The 18,861-nt window shown below is 64.8% G+C and carries 16 protein-coding genes; 6 read left to right on the forward strand and 10 right to left on the reverse strand.

The window, feature by feature from the left end:
• Nucleotides 1–7: 7 nt before the first annotated feature.
• The 3 genes from O1Y97_RS25095 to tauA form a co-directional block, all read right to left on the reverse strand.
• Nucleotides 8–835 carry an ABC transporter permease subunit gene (locus tag O1Y97_RS25095; protein WP_183263879.1) on the reverse strand — a complete coding sequence of 276 codons (828 nt, stop codon included), beginning with the start codon at nt 833–835 and terminating at the stop codon, nt 8–10.
• A complete protein-coding gene (locus O1Y97_RS25100) occupies nt 828–1,640 on the reverse strand; it encodes a taurine ABC transporter ATP-binding protein (RefSeq protein ID WP_108610351.1) in 813 nt (270 codons plus the stop codon). The genes O1Y97_RS25095 and O1Y97_RS25100 overlap by 8 nt, the downstream gene beginning before the upstream one ends.
• Before the next feature lie 86 nt (nt 1,641–1,726).
• Nucleotides 1,727–2,746 (reverse strand): taurine ABC transporter substrate-binding protein, encoded by a 1,020-nt coding sequence (gene tauA / locus O1Y97_RS25105; protein ID WP_183263880.1) that lies wholly within the window; start codon nt 2,744–2,746, stop codon nt 1,727–1,729.
• Between the two features lie 158 nt (nt 2,747–2,904).
• Between tauA and pdxR the strand changes: the two genes are divergently transcribed.
• Nucleotides 2,905–4,383, forward strand: a complete 1,479-nt coding sequence (gene pdxR / locus O1Y97_RS25110) for a MocR-like pyridoxine biosynthesis transcription factor PdxR (protein WP_108610349.1) — start codon at nt 2,905–2,907, stop codon at nt 4,381–4,383.
• Between the two features lie 6 nt (nt 4,384–4,389).
• On the opposite strand, the gene O1Y97_RS25115 is transcribed toward pdxR, so the two are convergent.
• Genes O1Y97_RS25115 through O1Y97_RS25125 form a run of 3 tightly spaced genes read right to left on the reverse strand, consistent with a single transcriptional unit; the run spans nt 4,390 to nt 8,931 of the window.
• Nucleotides 4,390–5,280 (reverse strand): DMT family transporter, encoded by an 891-nt coding sequence (locus tag O1Y97_RS25115; protein ID WP_268738278.1) that lies wholly within the window; start codon nt 5,278–5,280, stop codon nt 4,390–4,392.
• A gap of 7 nt (nt 5,281–5,287) precedes the next feature.
• Nucleotides 5,288–7,687 carry a PIG-L family deacetylase gene (locus tag O1Y97_RS25120; protein ID WP_268738262.1) on the reverse strand — a complete coding sequence of 800 codons (2,400 nt, stop codon included), beginning with the start codon at nt 7,685–7,687 and terminating at the stop codon, nt 5,288–5,290.
• 29 nt (nt 7,688–7,716) lie between these two features.
• A complete protein-coding gene (locus O1Y97_RS25125) occupies nt 7,717–8,931 on the reverse strand; it encodes an ROK family protein (protein WP_404801310.1) in 1,215 nt (404 codons plus the stop codon).
• Between the two features lie 298 nt (nt 8,932–9,229).
• Between O1Y97_RS25125 and O1Y97_RS25130 the strand changes: the two genes are divergently transcribed.
• From O1Y97_RS25130 to O1Y97_RS25150, 5 genes are read left to right on the forward strand one after another with little or no spacing between them, the layout of a single operon-like run.
• Complete coding sequence (locus O1Y97_RS25130) at nt 9,230–10,486, forward strand: extracellular solute-binding protein (RefSeq protein WP_246389673.1); 1,257 nt, start codon at nt 9,230–9,232, stop codon at nt 10,484–10,486.
• Nucleotides 10,487–10,504: 18 nt separating this feature from the next.
• Nucleotides 10,505–11,443 carry a carbohydrate ABC transporter permease gene (locus O1Y97_RS25135; protein ID WP_268738279.1) on the forward strand — a complete coding sequence of 313 codons (939 nt, stop codon included), beginning with the start codon at nt 10,505–10,507 and terminating at the stop codon, nt 11,441–11,443.
• On the forward strand, nt 11,440–12,291 hold the full coding sequence (locus tag O1Y97_RS25140) for a carbohydrate ABC transporter permease (RefSeq protein ID WP_268738264.1): 852 nt from the start codon (nt 11,440–11,442) through the stop codon (nt 12,289–12,291). The genes O1Y97_RS25135 and O1Y97_RS25140 overlap by 4 nt, the downstream gene beginning before the upstream one ends.
• A gap of 3 nt (nt 12,292–12,294) precedes the next feature.
• On the forward strand, nt 12,295–13,809 hold the full coding sequence (gene argH / locus O1Y97_RS25145) for an argininosuccinate lyase (protein ID WP_268738265.1): 1,515 nt from the start codon (nt 12,295–12,297) through the stop codon (nt 13,807–13,809).
• Entirely contained in the window at nt 13,809–14,846 is a 1,038-nt protein-coding gene (locus O1Y97_RS25150; RefSeq protein WP_268738266.1) for an ABC transporter ATP-binding protein, read from the forward strand. Before argH ends, O1Y97_RS25150 begins: the two co-directional genes overlap by 1 nt.
• A 29-nt stretch (nt 14,847–14,875) precedes the next feature.
• Here O1Y97_RS25150 and O1Y97_RS25155 read toward each other — a convergent pair whose 3' ends face one another.
• Genes O1Y97_RS25155 through O1Y97_RS25170 form a run of 4 tightly spaced genes read right to left on the reverse strand, consistent with a single transcriptional unit; the run spans nt 14,876 to nt 18,859 of the window.
• Nucleotides 14,876–16,843 (reverse strand): 3-hydroxyacyl-CoA dehydrogenase NAD-binding domain-containing protein, encoded by a 1,968-nt coding sequence (locus O1Y97_RS25155; protein WP_268738267.1) that lies wholly within the window; start codon nt 16,841–16,843, stop codon nt 14,876–14,878.
• 6 nt (nt 16,844–16,849) lie between these two features.
• A complete protein-coding gene (locus O1Y97_RS25160; protein WP_183263888.1) occupies nt 16,850–17,245 on the reverse strand; it encodes a RidA family protein in 396 nt (131 codons plus the stop codon).
• A complete protein-coding gene (locus tag O1Y97_RS25165; protein WP_268738268.1) occupies nt 17,238–17,654 on the reverse strand; it encodes an acyl-CoA thioesterase in 417 nt (138 codons plus the stop codon). Before O1Y97_RS25165 ends, O1Y97_RS25160 begins: the two co-directional genes overlap by 8 nt.
• Before the next feature lie 11 nt (nt 17,655–17,665).
• The gene (locus O1Y97_RS25170; protein ID WP_268738269.1) at nt 17,666–18,859 is read right to left on the reverse strand and encodes an acyl-CoA dehydrogenase family protein; all 1,194 of its coding nucleotides are present in this window, start codon (nt 18,857–18,859) and stop codon (nt 17,666–17,668) included.
• Between the last annotated feature and the right edge of the window lie 2 nt (nt 18,860–18,861).

Here is an 18,861-nt window from a genome sequence, read left to right on the forward strand (position 1 = left end):
TTTGCCATCAGATCTTGCCCTTCCAGGGGATCAGTGCCTTTTCCAGGTAACGCAGCATCAGGTCGAATGCGAAGGCGAAGATACCGATCACGATGATGCCCATGATGACCGTGTCACTGGCGAGATATTCCGCCGCGTTCAGCACCATGAAGCCAAGACCGCGGTGGGCGGCGACCATTTCGGCCGCGACGAGCGTGGTCCAGCCAACCCCGATGCCGATGCGCATGCCGGTGAATATCTCGGGCAGGGCGGCCTTGAGGATCACCTGGCTGATGACCTGGGCGCGGGTGGCGCCCATGGCGTAGGCGGCGTGGATCTGTTCGGTCGACACCGAGCGCACGCCGGCGCGGGCGGCGATGGCCATCGGCGCGAAAATTGCGAGATAGATCAGGAACACCTTGGGGAACTCGCCGATGCCGAGCCAGATGATGATCAGCGGCAGGTAGGCGAGCGGTGGCAGCGGCCGGTAGAATTCGATGATCGGGTCGAACAGGCCGCGCACGGTGCGGTTGACGCCCATCAGGATACCGATTGGCACGGCGGTAATCAGCGCCAGGAAGAAGGCCCCAAGCACGCGGCCAAGGCTCGCCAGCGTATGCTGGATGAGCGTCGAATTGGAGACGCCCTCGGTCATGGCGATGACGAACTTATCCCAGACGGCGAGCGGCGAGGGCAGGAACAGCGGCTTGACCCAGCCCATTTCGGTGATCAGCAGCCAGGTGCCGAAAAGCACCAGCGCCGTGATCAGGCTGATATGGCCGCTCATACCGTCGCCGGGCGCGCCGTAGATCTTGCCGGGGCGAACGGACTTGGCTCGGGAGAGGCGCTCAAGCATGGAGGAGTTCCGGGTTGCCGGACTGACGCTCGTCGCCATAGATGATGCCGAGGATTTGCTCGCGCATGTCGATGAAATCGCGGCTGGATTTGATTGCACGTGCGTTGCCCTCCTCGAGGAAGCGCCGATTGAAATCGAGCTCGTAGGTGTGGGTGATGCGGCCCGGACGCGGCGACATGACGATCAGCCGGGAGCCGAGGAACAGCGCCTCTTCGACGCTGTGGGTGATGAAGAAGAACATCTTGTTGGTGAGCTGCCAGACCTTGAGCAGCAGCTCCTGGATGGTTTCACGGGTCAGCGCGTCGAGCGCCGCCATCGGCTCGTCCATCAAAAGCATCGCCGGGTCGCAGGTCAGTGCACGGGCAATGCCGACGCGCTGCTGCATGCCGCCCGAGAGGTGGTAGATCATGTGGCGGTGGAAATCCTGCAGGCCGACCAGGGCGAGGTTCTTGGTGGCGAGCTCGCGCCGGGTCGCCTTGTCGACGCCGCGCAGCTTGAGCCCGAATTCGGTGTTGTCGATGACATTGAGCCAGGGCAGCAGCGCGTGCTTCTGGAAGACGACGCCGCGATCGGCGCCGGGGCCGACGACCTGCCGTCCGCCGAGCGTGATGTCGCCGTCGGTTGGCGTCATGAAGCCGGCCATCAGGTTGAGCAGCGTGGTCTTGCCGCAGCCCGAGGCGCCAAGCGCGACGACAAAATCGCCGCTTTTGACCTCGAGGTTCACGCCCTTGAGCGCAATGACCGCCTGGTCGGTGTAGAGGCCTGGATAGGTCAGGCTGACATTGCTGACATTGAGGGTTTCCATCGCGCCGAGCCTTTCGAAGAAAATGCAGTGGTGTGGTGGAGTGGGTGCCGCCGGCGCAGTGATCCGGCCGGCGGCATCGCCTGATGCTACTTGGATGCCTCCTTGGCATAGCTGCTGTTGACGAACGGCGCATAGTCGTCGAGCGCGTTGTCGATCTGCTTCTGGGCGACGAGGAACTTGGCGCTTTCGTTGAGCGCGCGCACCGCACCACCACCCAGCCAGGTATCCGAGGCTTGTTCGTCGGCATTCGGGAACGACAGCAGGTTCAGCGCTTCGACCGCGCCCGCACCGTCGCCGCCGATCAGCTTGACGATACCCTGGACCTGCGGCGAGTCAGCCGTCCAGGCCGCCTTGTTCTTGTTGTAGTCGGCGTAGGCTTCGGCCAGCACCTTGGTGAAGGCGGTCATGAACTTCGGGTTTTCCGCAGCCCACTTCTTGTCGGCGACGAGACCATCGAAGGTCGGCACCGATGCGGCACCGATGACTTCGGAATCCGAGATCACCTTGCCGTTCTTGAGCAGCTCAGACAATGCCGGCGGCCAGACATAGGCGGCGTCGATGTCGCCACGCTGCCAGGCGGCGATGATCTGCGGCGGCTTCATGTTGAGGATGTTGACCTCGCGCGGATCGACCTTCCATACTTGCTCGAGACCGACCAGCAGGTGGAAGTGAGAGGTCGATACGAACGGTACGCCGACATTCTTGCCCTTGAGATCTTCCGGCTTCTCGATGCCCGAGCCGGTGCGGACGACGAGCGCTTCCGACTTGCCGATGTTGTCGAGAATCCAGAACAGCTCGAGCTCGACGCCGCGGGTGGCGGCGGCGGTGGTGCCGGTAGAGCCGATCACGCCGATCGGCACGTTGCCTGAGGCAAGCGCGGTCGAGATGTCGCCGCCAGAGCTGAACTGGCGCCAATCGATGGTGTAGCCCGCCTCCTTGGCGGCTGCGTCGAAGCGGCCGTCGGCGATCGCGGTCACGAATGGACCGACGATCTGCTGGTAGCCGACGACGACCGTCGTCTCGGCGTAGGCAAGGCAGGACGTGAAGACGCCGGCCGCTACGGTTGCGGCGCTGGCCAAATACTTGAAATGCTTAAAATGTATCATCGTTACCCTCTTTGTTTTGTTAGCTACCGGTTGTCCGGGAACTTGCCGGCTTTGATGCCGGTCTTGGTTCTGGCCATAGGGTTAAATGGAACACACCAATTGCCTTATATCCAGATTGGAAGTTGAATGATTCCAGATTGAATGCACGGGCAAGGCCAATGGCGCACGCGACCGTCTCGGAAACGATCTTCTTCCTCGATCGCGCCAGCCGGATCGGGCTGCAGGCGCAAATCCGCGAGACCGTGGTCTCGGCGGTGCTGTCGGGCCGACTGCAGCCGGGGGCGCAACTGCCCTCGACGCGCAAGCTGGCGGACTATCTCAACATCTCGCGCATCACCGTGACCCTGGCTTACCAGGAATTGGCCTCGCAGGGTTATGTCGAAACGGCCAGCCGAAGCTCGTATCGTGTTGCCGGCAATCCGCCGACAAGCGGACTGGAAGCGGCGACATCCGATGCCGGCGCTGACGAGATCGATTGGTCGGCAAAACTGCGCAAAAGCTTCATCGTTGCCAAGCAGATGCGCAAGCCGCTAGACTGGCGGCGCTATCCCTATCCGTTCCTGTACGGCCAGATGGACCCTTCGCTGTTCGATCTCGGCGGTTGGCGCGACTGCGCCCGGCGTGCACTGGCACGCGAGGACTTCGAGCTCATGGCAGGCGATTTTGCTGCCGCCGACGATGTGCAACTGGTCAACTACATCTGCTCGCGGACACTGCCGAGCCGGGGCATCCGCGCCACCCCGGACGAGATCCTCGTGACGGTGGGTGCGCAGAACGCGCTCTGGATCGTCACCCAGCTTCTGCTCCGGCCGGGCGCGCATGCGGTGTGCGAGAACCCGTGCCACCCGGACATGAGCGCATCGCTTCGGCTGAGCGGTGCCGAGGTGTCGGCTATCGACGTCGACAAAGAGGGCCTGCCGCCGGCGGCGCTGCCATCGCATGTCGACGCGGTTTTCGTCACGCCCAGCCACCATTCGCCGACCGGCGCCACCATGCCCGTCGAACGCCGCGCGGCACTGCTGGCCGCCGCCGCTTCAGAGGACTTCATCATTGTCGAGGACGACTACGAGTTCGAGATGAGCTTCCTGGCGCCGCCGTCACCGGCGCTGAAGTCGTTCGACCGCAGCGGCCGGGTCTTCTACATCGGCAGCTTTTCCAAGTCGCTGTTTCCCGGGCTGCGGCTGGGCTATCTCGTCGCCCCGGCGCCCGTCATCCGCGAGGCGCGCGCGCTGAGGGCGCTGATGCTGCGCCATCCGCCCGGGCACCTGCAGCGCACGGCTGCCTATTTCCTGGCGCTCGGCCATCATGACGCCGTGCTGCACCGCATGCGCGCCGAATACCACAAGCGCCACATCGTCATGGCCGAAGCGTTGCAGCGCGAGGGCTTCATCATCGCCGGCTCGTCGGCTTTCGGCGGCACATCGTTCTGGATAGAGGGGCCCGAGGGATTGGACGCCGACCTTTTGATGAACGAACTCAGGCAGGATGGCGTGCTGATCGAATCCGGCTCGCCGTTCTTCCCTGCCGACGATGGGCCCTGCCGTTTCTTCCGCATGGGCTATTCGTCGATCCCGCGCAGCCGCATCGTCGAGGGTGTGGCGCGAACCGCGGCACGCGTGAAGCGCATGCTGGCATGACGCGCCTCAGCCTTTGGGTCTGTTGTTGCGTCGTTCGAGATAGGCTGTGGCCTGCAGCGCTGCAAGGACCACCGCCGCGCCGATGACGATGCGCGTATCGGGTATTTCGCCGAAGAAGATGTAGCCGGCGCCAGCCGTCACCACGATGGAAAGATAGCCTATCGGCGCGAGCACGCTGGCCTCGGCCAGGCGATAGGCGCGCAGGAAGCAATATTGCCCGGCCTGGGCCAGAAGACCGATGCCGAGCAGCGGAATCCAGTCGATGGCCTTGACCGGCTGCCAGACGAATATGGCGGGCGCGGCGGTGATGACGGCGAGGCCGACCGTGTAGAACACCATCATCACGGTGGTGTTTTCGTCACGCAATGCGCGCGTCTGGATGATCGCCAGCGAGCCGAACACCACGGTGCCGAACACCGCGAGCAGACCGAGGTTCCATTCGACGCCACCAGGCGCCAGCATGACCAGCACACCGGCAAAGGCGAAAGTGGCGCCGACCCAGCGCAATCGCGACACAGTCTCGCCCAGAAATGCGACCGCCATGGCCATGGTGATCAGCGGCCGCGAAAAGCTCAGCGCGTTGACCACCGCCAGCGGCAGCAGGGTGTAGGCCATGAACTGGCTGGTCAGCGCAATGGCGTTGCAGCTGACGCGCGAGATGTTCTGCCACGGATGCCTGGTGTGGCGGATGTGGTGGCGGTGCCGCCAGATCAGCGGCAGGATGAACAGCAGGCCGATCATCGCCCGGATGAAGACGAGCTGGAAAGCCGGGTAGATGAGCCCCTGCGCCTTGACGAGCGCCGTCATGCCGCCGGCAACCAGCAGCATGTCGGCGAGCACCCAGACGATGCCCTCGCGGTTGGCCTTGTGCCGCTCCTCCCCCGCCTGGGGCGGCATGTCCGCGTCAGGCTGGCTGGACAAGATTTGCCATCAGCCTGAACGCACCCGGCACCAGCTTGTCCATCTGATGATGCAGGACGAGACTGGTATGGGTGTGGCGGCCCTTGCCTATCAGCGCCGATACCAGCGCGCCCATCAGCGGCTGCTCGTTGACGTCGTGCATCGAAAGCAGCGGCTGATATGCCTCGTCCCAGCGGGAGACGAAATAGAGGCCGCGCTCCTTGTTCCAACCGGACCAGTCCTGCGGGCCGATGAGGTTCGGCCCGTTAAGCAGGACATGGTCCGGCACCAGCACCGTAACCTCGGCATCAGGATCCGTTACGCGCCAGCGTAAAGACGGCGAGCCGACCTCGAGTTTCCTCGGCGGCGTCGCTAGTGGATCCCAACCGTCGGTCGGGCGGTGGTAGAGCGTGACAAGGTGGCCGCCGGCGTCGACGAAGCGGTGCAGCTTCTCGGTTGCAGCGGCCAGATCCTTGCGGAAGCCGAAGGCAAAAATACCGACGACGATGGTGGTGTATTGTGACAGGTCGCCGGCGAGCGCCTTGGCGTCGAGTTCGGTGACGTCGAGTCCCATGCGGGCAAGCCACAGGCCGACGCGATCGGCGCCGGCGCCGACGTAAGCGATGCGCGCACTTTGCGGCAGCTTGAGGTCGAGGGCCAGGACGCGCAGCGCCTCCGGCTGGCGATGGGTGACGCGGCCGATATGCGGGTAGACGATCGGGGTCAACCGGAGTGCCGGCCTGCCGCCGACGAGCGGCGTGATCGTGCTGAGCCCGGCCACCAGCTTGTCCGGCGCGCGGACGGCCTGGCCGCCCTGCGCCAGCGACCAGCCGCCCTCCATGGTGAGGGACACGGGCGTGTCCTTGCCGGCGACGGTTGGAGAGACCGGCCATTCGCGCCGTGTCCCATCGAGCGGTGCGATGATGGCTTCGGGGTCCATGGCAACAGAACTCGCCGGCAGCACGGCAAACGGCTCTTCGAGATCGAAGGTGGCACGGGCGGTGTGGCCGCCGAAGCTGGCCGAGACGACGACATGCGCCTCGCCATTGCCACCGAGCGCCGACCAGCCCGCCGGATAGAGTTTGGAATAGGCGGCGTCGGCGGCAGCGGAAACCTCGAAGCTGCGTCGGTTGCCGGTGCCGGCGACGGGCTTGGCCGTGACGGCGCCGGGCAATACCGGTTGGATGCTGACGGAGCGGCCGTCGCTGCCCGGCGCGAGGTCGACGGTCAGCGTACCGGTTTCAGCCGGAGAAAGGCTCGACGGCGCAAGCACGGCACGGTCGAAGATGCCGGCGGCCTCGAACAGCGCGGCATCGATCTCTCGCGCCTTGCGGTCGAGACGGTGACGATGGAGCTCGAGGAAAGCGGGCGAAGCGGCCGCCCGCGCAACCTCGAGCTGGTGGACAGCATCGGTGAGGGCCGCAATGATCGCATCTGCATCGGGGAAGGCAGAGATCGCCTTTTCGACGGCCGAACCCGCCGCCTTCAAAACCTGCGCGGCTTCGTAGGAGAGATCCCTGGACGCCGCGAGGTCGGCAAGCGTCGCCGGCAGGCCGTCGAGCACCGAAGCCTCGGCCTTGGCACCGTCGCTCGCGAGCAGCAGATGCAGCGGCCAGCGTGTGTCGGCGCGGTCGGGCCAATGGCCCATGCCCTGGGACGCGTGATAGTAGCGCGACCATTCGCCAATGCGGTCGTATTCAGCACCCGTTGCCGGTTCACGACCAGATGCGTCGACGATGACCGTCGCATCGGGCGGAGGCACTTCGTCGTCATAGGTGTCGCCACCGCCAGACCAGGCCGGCAGGTAGTATTTGGCAACCTGCCACGGGCTCATGCCTTCGGCAAAATGCTCCGGAAACGCTTCCGGGTCGGCTGCAAGCCTGATCGCGGTTTCGGCGGCGCGCGTCATGGCGCGGTGGTGGCCGTGCTGGCCGGGAACGTCGAGAAACGTCGGGATGACGATGTCGGGCCGCTCGCTGCGGTAGGCCCGCACCAGCCGCTCGACGGTTCGCATCTCGCCCCAGCGGGCAAAGGTCTGGTCGCCGTCCTTGGAAAAGCCGAAATCGTGCACGGCATCGTCAGGACCGTGGCCGAGCCAGACGACGTCGGTGTCGAGTGCGCGGGCGGCCTCCTCCATCTCGCGCGTGCGCATCATGCCGAGCACGCCAAGGCGCTCCGGCCCGAGCGAATTCTGGCCGCCTTCGCCGCGCGTCGAGCAGGCAACGATGACGCGCATGCCGAGGCCGAGACGGAGCCAGGCGAGCAGCCCGCTCTGCTCGTCGTCGGGATGCGCGCCGGTGTTCATCATGGTGACGGTGGAATTCAGGCGGCTGAGCGCGCGGTGAAGCCTGACCAGCGACGGGCTGGATTTCTGTCTCTCTATACGTTCGCGGGCGCTCAGCATTCAGGTCCTCCGGTATTTCAGCAGGCAGGCTATTCGGTGGGCCGCGTGGCGGCTGTTTCCAGCTTTGGCGTGACCACCTCGAACAGCGGCAGGGCGGCCGCCCCCAGTGCCGCCGTGTATTGCCCGGTCTGGCCGCGCATGACGCGGGGCAGGACACGCTTGCTGCGGCTCGCAACCGAGATGGGCAGCTGTCCCATCCGCGCGATGAGCTCGTCGATGATCGCGTCGGGCAACATGCCGCCGAGGATCACCGTTTCGGGGTCGAGGATGTTTTCGATCATGGCGATCATCGGGGCGAGGTACGTCGCCGCCTCGTCCAGCCATTCCATCAGCACCGGATGGCGCTCGGCGTGAAGCCCTGCGAGATCGGTGAAATCGCAGTCGGCGATACCCGCGTCGCACAGCTTCTCGCGCAGTGCGTGGACGGAGGCATAGCGCTCCAGGCAGCCATGCTGGCCGCACGGGCAGGCCCTGCCGCCGGGTGCAACCACGACATGGCCGATTTCGCCGGCATTGCCAAAGGCGCCCCGGAAGGGCGCCCCGTCGTGGACCATGCCAAGACCTAGGCCGGCACCGAAGTAGATCATGCCGAAACCGGAAATCGAGTGCCCGGCACCGAACAGCCGCTCGCCGACGGCCGCAGCGTTGGCATCGTTCTCGACGGTCACCGGCTCGCCGCAGGCTTCGGTGAGCAGGTTCGCGGCATCGATGTTGGCCCAACCCGGCAAGGTCGTCGGGCCGACCGAAGTCATGCCTTCGATCTCGAACGGACCGGGCATGACGACACCGATGCCAAGCAGCGGCGACTTGAACGCAGCACGCACCGCCTCGAGCTCGGCACGGATATGCGCGATGACCTGCTTCGGGCTGGTGTCGCGGACCGGCATGATGCGCTTGGAGCGCGGCTGGCCCGAGAGGTCGAGCACGGTCGACACCATGTGGTCCGCGGCCATCTCGATGCCCATGGTCATGGCGCCGTCGGGATTGACGGCAAACTGTATCGGCGGCTGGCCGCGGCCGGACCGCAGGCGGCCCGTCTCCATCAACAGGTTTTCGCCGACCAGTTCGTCGACGATGTTGGCGATCGCCTGCGCCGTCAGATGCGTCAGCCGGGCGATGTGCATGCGTCCCAGCGAGCCGTGACGACGGACGACGTCGAGCACGACGCGGCGATTGTGATCGCGGCTCCGCTCGGGGTTCTTGCCCAATGTGACCTGATGCGTGCTGCCTGGCTGAAACGCCATTTCGCTCATCCTGACCTGTTTCGCAAAATTGATAACGTGGAAGCGTGGGCCCGGGCAACAGATTAATTCAAGTAAATTATCTTATTGACAAAAGGGCAGGGGCAGAAGAGCGTATAGGGTGGCAGGCGGCGTGAAACCGCAGCTCATGGCACTGGCTTGCAGGACGTCGACCGTCTCCGAGCCAGATGACATGGATGAGGAATGGTCCGGGCTTCGGCTGCGTGCGAGGCTTATGGTCCCAGGGGATAATCACGACCCGCAGTCCGGGGCTTACCGGCGGGTTCAGATGGAGGTTTACATGCGCAAAGCAACTTTGTTCGCCGGACTGATCGCCGGGTTCAGCACGCTGGCTCTCAACGCGGCCCAGGCCGTCGAGATCGAATACTGGCAGTATGTGTTCGACACCCGCGTCAAGGCGATGGACCAGCTGATCGAGAATTTCGAGAAGGCCAATCCCGACATCACCGTCAAGCAGACGACTTTCCCCTATGCCGATTACCAGACGCGCGTGATCGCAGCGAAGATGGGCGGCCAGGGCCCCGACGTGATGCAGCTGTTCTACGGCTGGCTCGACAAGTTCGTCGCCGGGGGCCTGTTGCAGCCGCTGCCGGCCGACGCTTTCCCGCACGACAAGATCGAAAGCGACTTCTTCCCGATCGTCAGCGCCATGAAGCGCGGCGACGACTATTACGGCCTGCCGACGGCGGTTCGCTCGCTGGCCCTGTTCTACAACAAGAAGCTGTTCACCGAAGCCGGCCTCGACCCGGCCAACCCGCCCAAGACGCTCGACGAATTCGTCGCTGCGGCTGAAAAGCTCACCAAGCGCGACGCCAGCGGCAACCTGATCGTTGCCGGTTCGACCCTCGACATGGGCGGCCAGGACCACCAGTGGTGGCGTGAAGTGCTGGTGCGCCAGTTCGGCGGCGAGCCCTACACCGACAACGACCGCAAGGTGGCCTACAACACCGAGGCCGGTGAAAAGGCACTCAAGTTCTACACTGATCTGCAGACCGAAAAGAAGATCGGCCAGGTCGGCTTCATGGACGAAGGCCAGGCGGCCTTCCGTGCCGGCATGGCAGGCATGACCATCGACGGCACCTTCCGCCTCGGCGCCTTCAAGTCGATCGAGGGCTTCGAATGGGGCGTGACCGAGCTGCCGGCCAATGCCGAAGGCGTACGCTCGAACTATGCCAGCTACTTCGCCAACGGCATCAGCGCCACCACCAGCGGCGAGAAGCTCGAGGCATCGAAGAAGTTCCTCGCCTACATCTCCTCGCCCGAGGCCATGGACGTCTGGCTGAAGACCGTCGGCGAACTGCCGGCGCGCCGCACGGCCGCAATGACCGAAGGCAACCTTGCAGACCCGATCTATGGTCCGTTCCTCAAGGGCCTCGAATACGCCCGCACCACGATGTTCGTGGACGAAGCCGCCCAGCGCCAGAACACCATCGACATGGCCAACCGCATCCTGCTCGAAGGCCAGTCGGTGAAGGATTCGCTGGCGCAGGGCGCTGCTGCCGAGCAGGCGATCATCGACGCTGCGGCTCCCAAGTAAGGCAAGGGCTTGATGTCTGTGACAGCGGATCGACAGGGGGCGGCGGTGAGCCGCCCCGGCGGGACCTTCTGGAATCGTCGTTCCATGCGGACGAAGCGGCTGGTCTGGGTGTGGAGTTTCCTCGCCCTGCCCATCCTGTTCTATTCGGTCATCCGCTTCTATCCGACAATCGAGGCCTTCTGGCTCTCGTTGACGAACTGGGACCTGCTCAAGCCGCCGCAGTTCATCGGCCTTGCCAACTACGAGAAGCTGTTCGCCGACCCGCAATTCTGGAAGGTGTTCAAGAACACCTTCGCCTATCTCGTCGTCGGCACGCCGATCAGCCTGCTTCTGTCGTTCGTGATCGCCTATCACCTCGACCGCGTGCGCTTCATGCACGGGCTGATCCGCGGGCTCTATTTCCTGCCCTACCTGACCACGGCAGCCGCCATGGCCTGGGTGTGGCGCTGGTTCTACCAGCCGGCGCCGATCGGCGTGATCAACAACGCCCTCGGCACCATCGGTATTCCGCAACAACCCTTCATCCGCTCGGTCGACCAGGCCTTGCCGTCGATCATGGTGACCGCGATCTGGGCCGGCCTCGGCTTCCAGATCATCATCTTCATGGCCGGCCTGCGCTCGATCCCCAACACCTTCTATGAGGCCGCACGCATCGACGGGCTCGGCGAATGGGCGATCCTGCGCAAGATCACGCTGCCGCTGCTCAAGCCGACTACCGTGTTCCTCATCGTGTTCTCGTCGATCGGCTTCCTGCGCATTTTCGACCAGGTCTACAACATGACCACCAACGATCCGGGCGGCCCGCTCGGCTCGACCAAGCCGCTGGTGCTGATGATCTACCAGACGGCGTTTTCGTCCTACGCGATGGGCTATGCCGCGGCACAGACGGTGGTTCTGTTTACGATCCTGCTTTGCGTATCGCTGCTGCAGCTGTGGATCCTGAGGGAAAAGAAATGAGCGCCGTTACCCAGACCCCGGCGCTTTCCCACGCCAATCTCCGCCCCGGACGCGTCGTCGTCTGGACGCTCTTGTTCATCGGCGGCCTGATCATGGTCACGCCGCTGGCCTTCATGTTCTCGACATCGCTGAAGACGGCGGGGCAGGTCTACGACCTCAAGCTGATCCCGTCGGCGCCGACGCTGCAGAACTACATCGCCATCCTCGCCGACGGGCGCTTCATGCGCTGGTTCATAAACTCGATGATCGTCGCCGTCGCGGTCACGCTGTCGAACGTCTTCTTCGACAGCCTCGTCGGCTACACGCTGGCGAAATTCGAATTCCGCGGCCGCTATTTCATCTTCCTCGCCATCCTGTCGACGCTGATGATCCCGACCGAAATGCTGGTCATCCCGTGGTACCTGATGTCGAGCAAGCTCGGCTGGCTCGACAGCTACTGGGGCATCATGTTCCCGGGCATGATGACGGCCTTCGGCACCTTCCTTATGAAGCAGTTCTTCGAGGGCGTGCCCAACGACTTCCTCGAAGCCGCGCGCGTCGACGGCCTGAACGAATTCCAGATCTGGTGGAAAGTGGCGATGCCGCTGGTGACGCCGGCACTCTCGGCGCTCGCCATCTTCACCTTCCTCGGCAACTGGACCGCCTTCTTCTGGCCGCTGATCGTGACCACCAGCCGCGAGCTCTACACGCTACCGGTCGGGCTATCGAGCTTCGCCGTCGAACAGTCCATCCAGTGGGAAATGATCATGACCGGTGCGGCGATCGCCACCCTGCCGACGCTGATCGTCTTCATCGTCCTGCAGCGCTACATCGTCCGCGGCGTCATGCTGGCAGGGCTCAAAGGATAAGACATGCCTGAACTGAACCCCAAGCTCGCCGACAAGAGCGTGTTCCCCGACCCCGTCTATAAGGAGACGGTACTGCGGCCACTGTTCGACGGCGCCAAGACCCACCATGTCGAAGGCTTCCGCGCCATCGACCGGGCGCATCTGGTGATGCTGACCGAAACCGGCATCCTCGACACCAAGCAGGCGTCGGCGATTGCCGGGGCATTGGAAGCCATCGACCGTGAGGTCGACCCGTCGACGCTCGAATACACCGGCGAGGTCGAGGATTTCTTCTTCCTGATCCAGAAGGAGCTAAAGGCGCGCCTCGGCCCGGACGTCGCCGGCCGCCTGCACACGTCGCGCTCGCGCAACGACATCGACCACACGCTGTTCAAGCTTGGGCTCAAGCAGCGCATCGACGCGCTGATGGCCAAGGCACGACACCTGCTGTCGGCGATGATCGACACCGCCGAGCGCGAGAAGGCGACGCTGGTCGTTGCTTACACCCACGGCCAGCCGGCGCAGCCCTCGACCTTCGGGCACTACCTGTCGGCAGCCATCGAAGTGCTGATCCGCGACATCGAGCGTTTCGAAGAGGCGCGAAAGATCGTCGACCTGTCGCCGATGGGTGCTGCGGCCATCACCACCTCGGGCTTCCCGATCGACCGTCAGCGCGTCGCCGAACTGCTCGGCTTCGCCGCTCCCTTGCGCAATTCCTACAGCTGCATTGCGGCCTCGGACTACATCACCTCGACCTATTCGGCGATCGAGCTGATGTTCCTGCATCTCGGCCGGCTGATCCAGGACTTCCAGTTCTGGACCGCCTTCGAGGTCGGGCAGATCTACGTGCCCAACGCCTTCGTGCAGATCTCGTCGATCATGCCGCAGAAGCGCAACCCGGTGCCGATCGAGCATATGCGGCTGCTCGCCAGCCAGACCATGGGCCGCGCCCGCACGGTGCTCAACGTCATCCACAACACGCCGTTCACCGACATGAACGACAGCGAGGGCGAAACCCAGTCGATGGGCTACGAGGCATTCACGGCCGCTGGCCGCGTGCTCGACCTGCTGGCGGCATTCGTCGCTGCGATCAAGATCGACCCGGAGCGGGTCGCCGACAACATCCGCCGCTCCTGCATCACCATCACCGAACTGGCGGACTCGCTGGTCCGCATCGAAGGCCTGTCCTTCCGTGAGGCGCACGAGATCGCCGCGACCGTCGCCAAGGCGGTTGTGGCCGCCGGCGGCGGGCTCGCCAAGGACGGCTATGGCCCGTTCCTCGATGCCTTCAGGCATTCGACCGGGCGCGAACCGTCTTTCGGTCGCGACAAGTTCGAGGAGATCGTCTCGCCGGAACATTTCGTCGCCGTGCGCGACCGCTTCGGCGGTCCGGCACCGGCACCAATGGTCGAGGCGCTTGGCGTCTACAGGGACAAGGCTGCCGCCTTCGAGGCGAAGGCCAAGGACAATGCCGGGCACGAGGCGAAAGCCGCGAAAGAACTCGGCGAAAAATTCAAGGCACTGGCAGGGGCGCGCTGATGGCGACGATCGAACTCGAAAAGCTGGTCAAGCGCTACGGCAAGGCAGAAGTCGTCCGCGGCATCGACCTTGATATCGCCGACGGCGAATTCGTCGTCTTCGTCGGCCCGTCAGGCTGCGGCAAGTCGACGACCTTGCGCATGATCGCCGGCCTAGAAGACATCTCAGGCGGCACGCTGAAGATCGGCGGCGAGGTGGTCAACGAGCGCGAGCCCAAGCAGCGCAACATCGCCATGGTGTTCCAGAACTACGCCATCTATCCGCATTTGACCGTGCGCCAGAACATCGGCTTCGGGCTCTACACTTCGAAGCTGTCCAAGGCGGAGAAGGACCAGCGGATCGAGGAAGCAGGCCGCATCTTGGGCCTCGAGAAGTATCTGGACCGGCGGCCTGCCGCACTCTCCGGCGGCCAGCGCCAGCGCGTTGCCATCGGCCGCGCCATGGTGCGCAACCCCTCGGCCTTCCTGTTCGACGAGCCGTTGTCCAATCTCGACGCCCAGTTGCGCGCCCAGATGCGCATCGAGATCAAGCGGCTGCACCAGAAGCTCAAGACGACAACGGTCTATGTCACCCACGACCAGGTCGAGGCAATGACCATGGCCGACCGCATCGTAGTCATGCGCGACGGCCACATCCTGCAGGTCGGCACGCCGACCGACCTCTACGAAAATCCGGTCGACGTGTTCACCGCGCGCTTCATCGGCAGCCCGTCGATGAACCTGGTACCGGGCCGCAACAACGGCAAGGGTGTCGAGCCCTCCGCCGGCGGCGACGTGCTGATCGGCGTGCGCCCTCACGAGCTGACCGCAGCCGTCGAAAAGGCCGAAGGCGGGCTGGAACTCACCGGAACGGTGACCGCGGTCGAACCGCTCGGTCCTGAGACGCTCGTGCATCTCGATGTCAATGGCAACGCCGTCATCGCCACGGCGCCGGGCAAGTTCATCCCGGCAACTGGCAGCACGCTGACCTGCCGTGCGGCGCCCGGCAGCCTCTATCTCTTCGACGCCAAGACCGAAAAGAGCCTCGGCCGCCAGTAGCGGCCTTGGCATCGCCTCGACGGTTGCGGTTACGCGCGACCGTCGGCGGCAAACATCGGCCCGCCCTTGTGGGCGGGGAAACCGTAGCCGTTGATCATCACCAGGTCGATGTCGCTCGAACGTGCAGCGATGCCTTCCGAAAGAAGGGCCGCACCTTCGTCGGACATCGCCTTGAGCAATCGAGTGAAGATTTCCTCCGCCGAGAAGTGGCGTGGTTCAATGTCCTTGGCCGCGCGCGCGGCCTCGATAAGCGCCGTAACTTCCGGATCGACCATACGCTCGCCGCTCGCATAGTCGTACCAGCCGCGGCCGGCCTTGCGGCCGAAACGCCCGGCTTCACATAGCTTGTCGGCGATCTCGACATACCGCGCCTTGGGATCGCGGGTCGCAGCCTGGCGCTTGCGCCGCGCCCAGGCGATTTCCAACCCTGCCATGTCGTAGACGGCGAAGATGCCCATTGGAAATCCATAGGCTTCGAGCGCGGCATCGATCTCGTGCGGGGCAGCGCCATCCTCGGCCATGAATTCGGCTTCGCGGCGGTAGGCCGAAAAGATGCGGTTGCCGATGAAGCCTTCCGTCACGCCGCAGACGATGGGCAGCTTGCCTAGCCGCTTGGCGAAGGCGAGGGCGCTGGCCAGCACATCGGGCGAAGTCGCCTTGCAGTCGACGACCTCGACCAGCCGCATGATGTTGGCCGGCGAGAAGAAGTGCAGGCCGACAACGCGCTCGGGATGCGCCGTTGCGGCAGCGATTTCGTCAGGATCGAGGTAGCTGGTGTTGGTGGCAAGGATAGCGTCCGGTCTGACGATACCGTCGAGCCGCTGGAACAGCTCGGTCTTGACAGTGAGATCGTCGAACACGGCTTCGATGACGAGATCGGCGGCGGCAAGCTCGCTGGCATCGGCGGTGACCGCAAGCCGGGCAAGGCAATCGTCCCGGCCCGCTGCCGCCAGACGCCCTGATTGAACAGACTTGTCGAGGGTGCCGGCAATGCGCTCGCGACCTTTTTCGGCGGCCTCGTGCGTCTGCTCGACGCCGATGACGCGATAGCCCGCGATGAGTGCCGCAACAGCGATGCCGACGCCCATCAGGCCGGTACCGACGATGCCGACTGTCTCGATCTTGCGGGCTGCGATGCCGTCGAGCTTGTCGACCTTGCCTGACTGCCGTTCGGCGAAGAACACATGGCGAAGCGCTGCCGCCTCCGTGGAATCGCGCAGCCGCAAGAACGTCGCGCGCTCGTCGGCGAGGCCCTGTTTCAGATCGACCTGAGCGGCCGTCTTGACGAGGCGAACGGCCTCGGCGGGCGCAGTCTGCCCGCGCGACTTGGACAGCACCTTTTTCGCCGCTGCATCGACGGCTGCCTGTTCGGCGGCCGGTACGTCGAGCAGGCCTGTCCGCCGCAGCGGCCCTCCGGCGAGGTCGTGGACAAGGCTGAGGGCTGCGTCGAGATGATCGGCGGCAACACCGTCGACGAGGCCGAGCGAAAGCGCTTCAGCGGCCTTGATCATGCGGCCGCTGCCGATCAGGTCGATGGCAGCAACGATGCCGATCAAGCGGGGCAGGCGCTGAGTGCCGCCGGCGCCCGGCACGATGCCGAGCTTGACCTCCGGCATGCCGAAACTCGCCTTGTCGCTGGCGATGCGGCCATGGCAGGCGAGGGTGATTTCGCAGCCGCCGCCGAGTGCCGCACCATTGACCGCGGCGACGATGGGCTTGTCGCATCTCTCGATGTCCTCGATGACCTCCGGCAGGGTCGGCTCGACCGGGGGCTTGCCGAACTCCTTGATGTCGGCGCCGCCGACGAAGGTGCGGCCGGCGCCCGTGACGACCATGCCGACCACCAGATCCAGCGATGCGCCATGGTCGAGCGCCTCGACCAAACCCTGGCGGACATGCGCCGAGATGGCGTTGACCGGCGGATTGTCGATGGTGACGACGAGCACGCCGTCCTGGATCGTGCCCGTGACGCTTTCGGAAAACCGCATCGCGCTCATCGGGCGTTACTCGGGAATGACGGCGGTGGCCTGGATCTCGATCTTGGCGCGGTCCTCGACCAGCGCCACGACCTGCATGGCGGCCATGGCCGGGAAATGACGGCCGATGACATCGCGATAGGCCTGGCCGAGGCCGCGCAGGTTCTCGGTGTATTCCTTCTTGTCGGTGAAATACCAGGTCATCGTGGTGATGTGTCGCGGCTCGGCGCCGCCGGCCTTCAGCACGGCGACGACGTTTTCCAGCGTCTGGCGCACCTGGCCGACGAAATCGTCGGTTTCGAATTCGCAATTTCCGTTCCAGCCGATCTGGCCACCGACGAAGACCGTGCGACCGGTGGCTGCAACGCCATTGGAGTAGCCGATCGGCTTGGCCCAGCCCTCGGGCTGCAGGATCTCATGCATCTGATGTCTCCAGATATTTTTCGAGCGCGGCGCGGAGGTCGTCCGGCCAGGCAAGCGATTTGTGGGTGTCGAGCGAGGTCGCGACCACGCTGTGGCGAGCGCTCCAAAGCAAGGTGCCGCCGGCCGTGATCCTGTGTTCGAGATCGAGCGACGAACGGCCGACGCGGCGGACGAAAAGAGCGAAGTCGAGGGTGTCGCCATGGAAGCCCGGATGGACGAAGGTCAGGTCGAGCCTGACCGTCGGCGTGCCGATGCGGCGCTCGCCGACGAGCTGTTTCCACGGTGCGCCGATCGAGCCGAAGAACTCCTCGAGAACACCGACGAGGATGTTCAGGTAGGACGGGAAATAAGCGATGCCGGAGGGATCGCAGTCCCCGAAACGCAACGGCCGGCTGGTGCGGAAGGGCATGGCAGCGCTCCCTATCTTGCGGCCTTCATCAGCTCGCGGCCGATGATCAGTTTCTGCACTTCGGTTGCGCCTTCATAGATGCGCAACGCGCGGATCTCGCGATAGAGCCGCTCGGTGATCTCGCCGACACGCACGCCGCGGCCGCCGAACATCTGCAGCGCCTGGTCGATAACCCACTGGGCGTTTTCCGTCGCCGTCAGCTTAGCCATCGCGGCCTCGCGGGTGATCGGCAGCTTCTGCACGTCGCGGCGCCAGGCGGTACGCACGGTGAGCAGCGAGGCGGCGTCGATGGCGGTCGCCATCTCGCCGAGCGTGCTCTGTGCCGTCGGCAGGTCGGCCAGCGTCGCCCCGAACATTTTTCGCGACTTGGCGTGAGCGACAGCTTCGTCGAGCGCGCGGCGGGCAAAGCCGAGTGCCGCCGCGGCCACCGACGGTCGGAAAATGTCCAGGGTGCGCATCGCGATTTTAAAACCTTCGCCCGGCGATCCCAGAAGCTGCGAGGCCGGGATGCGGCAATTGTCGAAACGGACACGCGCCAGCGGATGCGGCGCGATCGTTTCGATGCGCTCAGCGATCGAGAAGCCCGGCGTGTCGGCGAAGACGACGAAGGCCGAGATGCCACGCGTGCCGGGCGCTTCGCCGGTGCGGGCGAAGACGGTGTAGACATCGGCGATGCCGCCGTTGGAGATGAAGACCTTCTGACCATCAAGCACGTAGGCGTCGCCGTCGCGGCGGGCGGTGGTCGCCATCGCGGCGACGTCGGAGCCTGCGTCCGGCTCCGTCAGTGCGAAGGCCGAGATTAGCTCGCCCCGCGCGATTTTCGGCAGGATGGCATGCTTGAGCTCATTCGACCCCGACAGGCTGATGGCGCCGGTGCCGAGCCCCTGCATGGCGAAGGCGAAGTCTGCGAGGCCGTCGGCATAGGCCAGCGTCTCGCGGATCAGGCACAGCGAGCGGCTCTCGATTTCTTCGGATACGCCGCCGAATGCCGCCGGCACGCAGTTGCGCAGCATGCCCGCAGCCCCCAGCACTTTCACCAGCTTCTTGCAGGCGCCATCGGCATCGGCATGGTCGATTTCGCCGAGCCCGCCTCTGGCGATGAAACCGTCAAGCTCGGCCGCAAGCGCGCGGTGGCTGTCGGCGAAGAACGGCCAGTCGAGATGGTCGCGGGCCGGCGCACGGGCCGGCATGAGGTGCGCGGCCATGG

This window comes from Aminobacter niigataensis, from assembly GCF_946995915.1.
Lineage (GTDB): Bacteria > Pseudomonadota > Alphaproteobacteria > Rhizobiales > Rhizobiaceae > Aminobacter > Aminobacter niigataensis.